Source organism: Corallococcus sp. AB018, assembly GCF_003986945.1.
In the GTDB taxonomy this organism is placed as follows: domain Bacteria; phylum Myxococcota; class Myxococcia; order Myxococcales; family Myxococcaceae; genus Corallococcus; species Corallococcus exiguus.
Genome location: NZ_RAWR01000129.1, coordinates 21,679 through 29,887, shown reverse-complemented (window position 1 = coordinate 29,887; position 8,209 = coordinate 21,679). Strand labels below are relative to the sequence as shown.

The 8,209-nt window shown below is 68.2% G+C and carries 8 protein-coding genes; all 8 read left to right on the top strand.

The genetic code is table 11. From position 1 onward, the window contains the following. Positions 1-239 precede the first annotated feature (239 nt). The 8 genes from D7Y11_RS25515 (at position 240) to D7Y11_RS25480 (ending at position 8,045) form a co-directional block, all read left to right on the top strand. Entirely contained in the window at positions 240-632 is a 393-nt protein-coding gene (locus D7Y11_RS25515) for a RidA family protein (protein WP_120575202.1), read from the top strand. 192 nt (positions 633-824) lie between these two features. Next, positions 825-1,577 carry a hypothetical protein gene (locus tag D7Y11_RS25510; RefSeq protein WP_120575201.1) on the top strand — a complete coding sequence of 251 codons (753 nt, stop codon included), beginning with the start codon at positions 825-827 and terminating at the stop codon, positions 1,575-1,577. 15 nt (positions 1,578-1,592) lie between these two features. Further along, the gene (locus D7Y11_RS25505; protein WP_126935004.1) at positions 1,593-2,312 is read left to right on the top strand and encodes a hypothetical protein; all 720 of its coding nucleotides are present in this window, start codon (positions 1,593-1,595) and stop codon (positions 2,310-2,312) included. A 55-nt stretch (positions 2,313-2,367) separates the two neighbouring features. After that, the gene (locus D7Y11_RS25500) at positions 2,368-3,222 is read left to right on the top strand and encodes a sugar phosphate isomerase/epimerase (protein ID WP_158641995.1); all 855 of its coding nucleotides are present in this window, start codon (positions 2,368-2,370) and stop codon (positions 3,220-3,222) included. Positions 3,223-3,717: 495 nt separating this feature from the next. Next, complete coding sequence (locus D7Y11_RS25495) at positions 3,718-4,425, top strand: hypothetical protein (RefSeq protein ID WP_121751741.1); 708 nt, start codon at positions 3,718-3,720, stop codon at positions 4,423-4,425. A 68-nt stretch (positions 4,426-4,493) separates the two neighbouring features. Continuing rightward, entirely contained in the window at positions 4,494-4,970 is a 477-nt protein-coding gene (locus D7Y11_RS25490) for an SRPBCC family protein (protein WP_233607391.1), read from the top strand. 163 nt (positions 4,971-5,133) lie between these two features. Further along, a complete protein-coding gene (locus tag D7Y11_RS25485) occupies positions 5,134-6,696 on the top strand; it encodes a sensor histidine kinase (RefSeq protein ID WP_306770465.1) in 1,563 nt (520 codons plus the stop codon). Then, on the top strand, positions 6,693-8,045 hold the full coding sequence (locus D7Y11_RS25480; protein ID WP_120575194.1) for a sigma-54 dependent transcriptional regulator: 1,353 nt from the start codon (positions 6,693-6,695) through the stop codon (positions 8,043-8,045). Before D7Y11_RS25485 ends, D7Y11_RS25480 begins: the two co-directional genes overlap by 4 nt. Positions 8,046-8,209: the final 164 nt, after the last annotated feature.

Here is an 8,209-nt window from a genome sequence, read left to right as displayed (position 1 = left end):
GAGCAGCCCTGTCAGGAGGCGCCGCTGCCCGGCAGTTAGCCGCACGCCCTGCTGGGGCCTCTTCCGGCGCACGCTGCTCATTACCAACGCAGCGTACCCCTGAACGGAATTACTCCGGTTGGCTTAGGCGTGCCATTGTCCTGCCGGGAATCGCCGCCCGGTGTGGGAATCCGCACCGGGAGAACGGGCTGCGTCAGCAGACCCGGCAGGCGCCCCTGTCGGACACAGGAGACACACCCATGACGTCAGCGAAGCATCAGCCCATCCTCGCGCCTGGACTGCCCAAGCCCGCGGGCCCGTACTCTCCCGGCATGCAGTTGGACCGGCTTCTCTTCATCTCCGGCCAGGCGGCCAGGGACCCTTCCACCGGCGTGCAGGCCGACGGAATCGAAGCGCAGACGGAGCAGGTGCTGCGCAACCTGGAGCGCATCCTCGTGGCCGGCGGCTCCAGCCTCCAGCACGTCCTGCGCTGCGGCGTCTTCCTGGTGGACATGCAGGAGTTCGCCCGGATGAACGCCGTCTACGAGCGCGTCTTCGCCGGTCACCGGCCCGCGCGAACCACCGTGCAGGTCTCCGCGCTTCCGGACGCGGGCCTGCGCGTGGAGATTGATTGCATCGCCTACGTCCCTTGATTCGCCGGAGACGCAAAGCGCTGGGAAGAGCCTCTGCCCGGGTCAGCACGGCCACGTGCTGGGAATCCGTGGCGGCATGACTCGCATGTCAGCACTCCGCTGACCGCGGTGGAGCACCGGCTCCCCGACTCCTGAGCAGGGCCTCCCTGGCATGGTGGTTGCGTATGGGGCCGCCACCACGACGGGGGACCCATGACGCCACATCGCATCTGCCTGCTCATCTTGTCGTTGGCCCTCCCTGGCGCCTCCGTCAGCGCCGAGGAGCTGGCTCCGGCATCGGCCCGGGGTTGGTTCGAGAACCCCACCCGCACGCGCGGACTGCTCGGTTCAACGGCGCTGCCGCTGCATGCGGGAGAGGGCTTCGTCGGACAACAGGCGCTCCTCTTCACCGTCGCGGAAGTGGGCTTGAGCGAACGCGTGTCGGTGAGCGTGGCATCGGCCGGCTTCGTCTATTCGATGGGCCGTGCCTTCGACGACGTCCCCTTCAGCCTCCTGGGAGGCATCAAGGTTTCGAGCCCGCTGACAGAGCGGCTGCATCTGGCGTTCGGCGTCCAGGGCGGCAGCTTCGACACCGGCCTCTATCTGTTGGACACGCTCAACGCCGTCTCGGTCTACGGCATCCTCACCTATGGGACCGCGGACGCACACGTGTCGCTCACGGTCCGGCCCTTCTTCGCCTGGGGGACCTACCACTCCGGAAGCCTGATGGTCCTGCCCATGCTGGGCGGCTTCGTCCGGCTGGGAGAGCGATGGGGTCTCGCCGGGGAGGTCGCGCTCTCACCGGTCGCTGGCATCAGCGGCACGTTCGGCTTCGCGACGGCGGGCGCGCGGTACATGGGGCGCCAGTGGTCCCTGGACCTGGGGCTCCTCGCCGAGCAGCAATGGAAGGACACGGACAAACCCTCCGTGCTCCCCGGGGCTTCGTTCCTGTTTCACTGGCGTTGAGCCAAGGGGGAAATCATGGCACCACGATTCATCTGCTTGCTCCTGTTGTCGTTGGCCGTCCCTGGCGCTGCGTCCGCCGAAGGCTGGTTCGAGAACCCCACCCGCACGCGCGGACTGCTCGGCTCAACGGCGCTGCCGCTGCATGCGGGAGAGGGCTTCGTCGGACAGCAGGCGTTCTTCGCCACCGTCGCGCAGGTGGGCCTGAGCGAGCGCGTGTCCGTGCACCTGGCCACGGCGACCCCGTTCCAGCTGGTGTATGGCGACACAGCCTTCAGCCTCATGGGGGGCATCAAGGTGTCCACGCCGCTGACCGAGAAGCTGCATCTGGCGTTCGGCATGCAGGGCGGCACCTATGACAGCGACTTCCCTGGCTCGCAGGGGCTTCACAACGCCGCCGCCGCCTACGGCACCCTCACCTACGGGACGGCCGACGCGAACCTCTCCTTCACGGTCCAGCCCATCTACGTCTGGGCCCGGGATGACAACGGGGGCTTGATGGTGCTGCCCATGTTGGGAGGCTTCCTGCGAGTCAGCGAGCACTGGGGCTTCGCGGGGGAAGTCGCCATCTCACCGGTGCCCGCCATGTCCGACGCGTTCGCCTTCGCGACGGCGGGCGCGCGGTTCATGGGGCCGCGGTGGTCCGTGGACCTGGGGATCCTCGCCGGAACGCAATTGCAGCACCAGGACACCCCCGCCTTCGTTCCCGGAGCGTCTTTCCTGTATCACTGGCGCTGAAGCGCAAATGCAGACCTGGATTGTCCCCCTTCCCTCGAAGTTCAATCCCGTGACGATGCGGACGACTGCTTTCCTGCTGCTCCTGGCCTTCGTAGGCTGCGCCGAGCCACGGCGCTTGGGCCCCCCCGAGGCTCCGCTCGGTGCGTTCAATTTCACGCTGGAGTCGCGGCCGGTCGCCGCGCAGGTGGAGCTGCTCGACTCGCTCGGATACTCCGGGGTGACGCTGTTCTGGCCGGGCCGTGAGGCCTTTGACAGCTATGCCCGCCAGCCCGCGGTGGAGGCGGGGCGGGTGCATCTTCCGGCCGTCCTCTTCGGCCTGCCCTTCGACACGGCCTGGGACCGCGAGGAGCTGAACGGGATTCTGGCGGCGCTCGCGCCCAGGCGGACCGCGCTGTGGCTCATCCTGAACGGTCCTCCTGACGCGAAGGCGGCCATGGTCGCCTCGGTTCGTGACGTGGTGGACCTGGCCACCGCGCACGGCGTGGACGTCGTCCTCTATCCGCACGACGGCGAGGCCATCGAGAACGTCGAGGAGTCACTCGCGCTGATGGCCGCGGTCGACCGTCCCCGATTGAAGACCTCGCTCCACCTCTGCCACGAGCTCAGGGCGGGCAACCGGGACCGGCTGGCGGAGATCATCACCACCGCCGCCCCCCAGCTCGCCCTCGTGAGCATCCACGGCGCCGCGCGCGAGTTCGACCCGAACGCCTCCACCTGGTCCGACGTCATCCAACCGCTGGACCGGGGCAGCCTCGACGTGGGGACCGAATACCTGCTCCCCTTGCGCCGGGCCGGCTACGACGGCCCCGTGATGCTCCACACCTTCGGCATCGAGGACCCACCGGAGGAACACTTCCGCCGCTCGATGCTGAAGTGGCGTGAGCTGTCGCGCCTGGCGGGTCCTGGCTGAGGGGCGCGGTCACCTCAAGGGCAGACCCATCGCCTGTTCGAACAGCTGCAGGTGGCGGTCCTGCAAGTGCTTCCGTCGAACCAGGAGCACGCCGTCGTGCCGCCGCCATTCCCGCAGTTCGTGAAGTTCAGGGCGTCGCAATCCGGCGCGATACACGTACAGCTCCCGTCGGAGCACACCGCGGCCTCGGAGGTGCCCACGGGCGAATCCCCAGTCGTGGGGCTCGAGTCGCGGACGTCGCCACAGGCCACCACCAGCAGCCCGGACAACAAGGACAGCAGAGCGGATTTCTTCAATTGGGTTCTCATGGCTTTACGCTCCTCGTTCAGGGAGTCATGACAACGGTGGGGAATCGCTGCTTCGAAAGAGCGTACTCGCATTGCCTTGTCGCGGGAAACCTACGGTGGCGATGCGTAGGGAGGAATTGAGCCTGGAGCCCGTGCTATCCCGGAGTCATGCCCCCCATCCCGGGGCCAGCTCACCGGAGAAACGTCCATGCGCATGTCATTGATTCGGGGACTCGTCGTGGCGGTGATGTCCTGGGGCGCGTCCGCGTCCGCGCAAACGAGCTTCTCCCTCACCCCACCCTGCGCACCGGGACTCTGTGGCGCGTCGCGCCTGGGTGCAGCGGCCATGAAGCCGGCGGGCGCGGTGGGTGATTCGCAGTACATCGAAGTGGATGTCGCGGCGACGCAATTGCTGCAGTCCAGCAGCGAGCACATCGCCATCAGCGGCTTCGCGAACGGCCAACCCTTCACCTCCAGCGGCGCGTTCGGCACCAACGCACCGAACGGTGGCATCGGCATCGCGCTGGGGCGCATCGACACCGCGTCGCACCCGAGCTGCCCCGCGGACCCGTCGGACTCGAAGGTGGAGTTCGCCATCGAGCGGTTCGCCTGGAATGACATCTACGGGTCGGACATCCTGCACTGCGTGTCGTTCGACAAAGCGGCGCTGAACGGCGTGTGGAAGCTGCGCATTGGCATCTACGTGTCGTGCGTGGGCACGACGTGCAGCGCGTCCGCGTCGCTGGAGGATCCGGTCACGTTCGTGCAGCTCGGCGCGGTGTCCAGCAGCGGCATCGCGCTCGCGAACCCGAACACGGCACGCTGGCCCTGGTACGCGGTCACCCATTTCGCGGCCGAGCCGGTCAACTACAGCGCCACCTTCTGGGTGCGCTCGGAGTCTTACAACTCCTACTAGATCTGGGCCTCATGCTTCACTGAAACAACAGGAGAAGGTCCATGGACGCAAGAACAGAGAGTGAACCCGTGAAGAACGTCACCACGACGGAACGGAAATCCGAGCGCGAGTTCGTCGTCACGCGAACCGTCAACGGCCCGGCGCGCATCATTTTCGAGGCGTGGACCCAGCCCGAGCTGCTCAAGCGGTGGTGGGCACCGAAGTCGTTTGGGATTTCCTTCATTTCCTGCGAGGCCGATGTTCGTGTCGGGGGCACGTACCGTTTCGTGTTCGGCCACCCTGCCTCGGAGCAGCCGATGGCGTTCTTCGGTAAGTACATCGAAGTGACGCCGCACGCGCGCCTCGCCTGGACGAATGAGGAAAGTGCTGAGGGGGCCGTCACCACGGTGACCTTCGAAGAGGAAGGCGGCAAGACGCGGGTCGTCGTGCACGACCTCCATCCCTCGAAGGAAGCTCTCGACGGTGCCATCGCCTCCGGGAGCACCTGTGGGATGGTCGAGACGTTCGAGCAGCTGGACGAGCTACTCGTCGCCCTGGGCGTCTAGAGCAGAGGCCTTCACCGCGGCCACGCAGAGCCGGTCGAAATGTGTTGATGATGGGCCCATGTCGCCGCCCCCGGCCCATCCCTCCCTGACCTCTCTCGTACCCCCACCGGGCGAGCTTCTTCGCACGCAGAGAAAAGCGGGCCGGTCCGCCGTGGTCGGCCTGATGCTCCTCTGGTGCGCCGCCTTCGTCAGTCCCTTCGTGACCTACCAGGCGGACGTGAAGGCGGCGGAGGGCGAACTCCTCGTTCACCTGTCGGACCGCGCGGGCCTCCAGGCCCAGGCACTGGGCGCGCATCTCGGACTGCTGCGCTCGGAGCTGCAACGGCTGGCGGAGCACCCGTCGCTCAGACCCGAGGACGGAGCAGCAGGCCCCGAGGTGGCGCTGCTCGAGAACGCCTTCGGCCACACGTCGCTCTTCTCGGCCGGAGTCGCGCTGGTGTCAGCGAACGGCCAGCGCATCTGGAGCGACCCGTTGAACATGCCGCTCGGGCGCACGCCGCTCACCTCGCGCCCGTGGTTCCGGCGGATGGTGGAGAAGCGGGCCGCGTCGGTCGGACTGCTGGACGAGGAAGGCGGAGGCCTCATCGCGGTCGCGGTCCCCATCGTCCGCGACGACCGCGTCGTGGGCCTCCTCGTGGGCGAGCTCGCGACGGCGAGCGAGCTGCTCCCGGTCCATCGCGGGACGAACGAGTCCATGGTCGCCCTGCTCGGCGAGCGCGGCCGGCTCCTCCTGCCGGCAACGCCCCCGCCACTCCTGCGCCAGCCGGAGCTCGCCGCACACCTTCGCCCGCTGGTGGAGACTCCCGGGGCCATCACGCTCGGAGGCACGCGGCTGCTCGGCGCGGCGGCGCTCGTCCCCGGAACCGAGATGCTGCTCGCCGTGCTCGAGGACGAGGCGCGGGACCGTGCGCTGCTCAAGCGCCGCTACCTGGGCCAGCTCGGCTTTCACACCGCGCTGCTCGGCGGAGTGCTCCTCCTCTTCACGGTGCTCCTGCGCCGCTCCTACCGTTCGCTGATGGCCGCCGAAGAACAATTGCGGCGCCAGGAGACGATGGCGGCGCTCGGCACCGCCTCCTCGCTCATCGCCCACGAGGTGAAGAACGCGCTCAACAGCATGCAGGCCGCGCTCAGCATGATTCGCGCGAAAGGAGGGGAAACGACGTTGCCTGTCCAGGCGCTGCGTTCCCAGGCGGACCGGCTCGGCCACCTCGCCCGCTCCTTGCTGAGCTTCGCCTCCCCCCAGTCCACGCAGCGGCGCAGCTGTGAGATGTACCTGCTCGTCCAGGACGCGCTTCAAGCCGTGAGGCTCCTGCCGGAAGCAGCGGATGTCACCATCGAGACCACACTGCAGGAGGGGCTCTTCGTGAAGGGGGACCCGACGCTGCTGGTCTCCGCTGTCGACAATCTCATCCGCAACGCCGTCGAAGCCGGGGCCGTGGCCCATGACACAGGCCAGCAGCCGACGCCTCGCGTCGAAGTCCGGCTCCTTCGCGAAGACACAGAGGTGGTGCTCGTCGTGGAGGACAACGCGGGAGGAGTGCCCCCGGCCTTCGAGCCCAGGCTCTGGGAGCCATTCGCGGTGGGCCGTTCGAGGGGGATCGGGCTCGGGCTTCCGATGGTGCGCACGGCCATCCGCGCGCATGATGGCGGAAGCGTCTCCTATACACGCGTGCCCGGGGGCAGCCGCTTCACGGTTCGCCTTCCGCTTGAGAAAATGGCCTCATGAGCACCTCCCTGCTGCTCGTCGATGACGACAGGACCTTCTCCTCGCTCGCGGCGTCCATGCTGAGCCAGGAGGGCTTTCGCGTCCGGGTCGCGCGCTCGCTGCATGAGACCCGCGCCGCGCTCGCCGCCGAGGCGCCGGACCTCGTGCTGCTGGACCGGAGGCTGCCGGACGGAGATGGGCTCGTCTTCCTGCCCGAGCTGCGGGCCCAGCTTCCGGGGACCGTCGTGCTGATGGTGACCGCGCACGGAGATATCGAGAGCGCCGTCGAAGCCATCCGCGCGGGTGCTCGCGACTACCTGAGCAAGCCGGTCGAGATTGACGACCTGGTGTTGCGCGCACGCCGCGCGGCAAGCGACCTCCAGCTCCAGGAACGGCTGCGCCAGGCGGAGAGCGTCCTCGAAGGACGGCATCGGATGGCGGAGCCCCGCTCGCCAGCGATGCAGCGAACCCTCCAGATGCTGGAGCGGATCGCCACCACTCCGCGAAGCCCCGTCCTGCTGCTCGGGGAGACCGGGACCGGGAAGGCGGTGCTCGCCCGCCACCTCTACGCCTTGCGCCAGAAGCAGGGCGCCTTCGTGCAGATCAACTGCGCCGCGCTTCCGGACACGATGATGGAGAGCGAGCTCTTCGGGCACGAGCGCGGCGCCTTCACGGATGCGAAGACAGCGAGGCGCGGGCTCGTGGAGCTCGCAAGCGATGGGCTCCTCTTTCTCGACGAGGTGGGTGAGCTGCCGCTCGCGCTCCAGGCGAAGCTGCTCACGTTTCTCGACAAGGGGGCCTTCCGGCGACTGGGTGGGACGACGGAGCTCACGAGCACCGCGCGCATCGTGGCGGCCACCAACAAGAACCTCGAAGCGGAGGTCGCCGCCGGGCGCTTTCGCGAGGACCTCCTCTTCCGGCTGAGCGTGTTCCGGGTGGACGTGCCCCCCTTGCGCGAGCGTCGCGAGGACGTGCTGCCGCTCGCACGGACGCTCGTGCAGGAGCTCTCCTCGGAGCTCGGCCGGCGCCCGGTCCCCTTCTCTCCCGCCGCGGAGGAGCGCCTGCTCAGCTATCCGTTCCCCGGCAATGTCCGGGAGCTGCGCAACGTGCTGGAGCGAGCGCTCGTGCTCGAAGGCGGGCCCGTGCTCGAGCTGCAGTCGCTCGCCAAGGGAGGCGGCGCGCCGGCCGCGGTCGACCCCAACGCATTCTCCGTGTCAGGCCCACCGCGGTCGCTCGATGAAGTGGAGCGGCTCTATGTGCGCCACGTGCTCGAGCAGCTCGGAGGCAGGCGCATGGAGGCGGCCCGCGCACTGGGTCTTTCCTATCCGACCTTCCTCCGCCGTCTGGAGGAGAACCCGCCCTCGGAGTGAAGGACTTTAAAATTCGTTCATCGCCCGGGGCGCGGGCTTCAAGTTTCTTTCATCGCCTGCTCTTGAAGCGCCACGCCCCCGACGGGAAGTGCCCGGGACGGGCTGGCACAACGCTTGCGTAGCCCCCCCTGTCACGTCGAGCCCGGGCTGAGGCCCGGCGGATG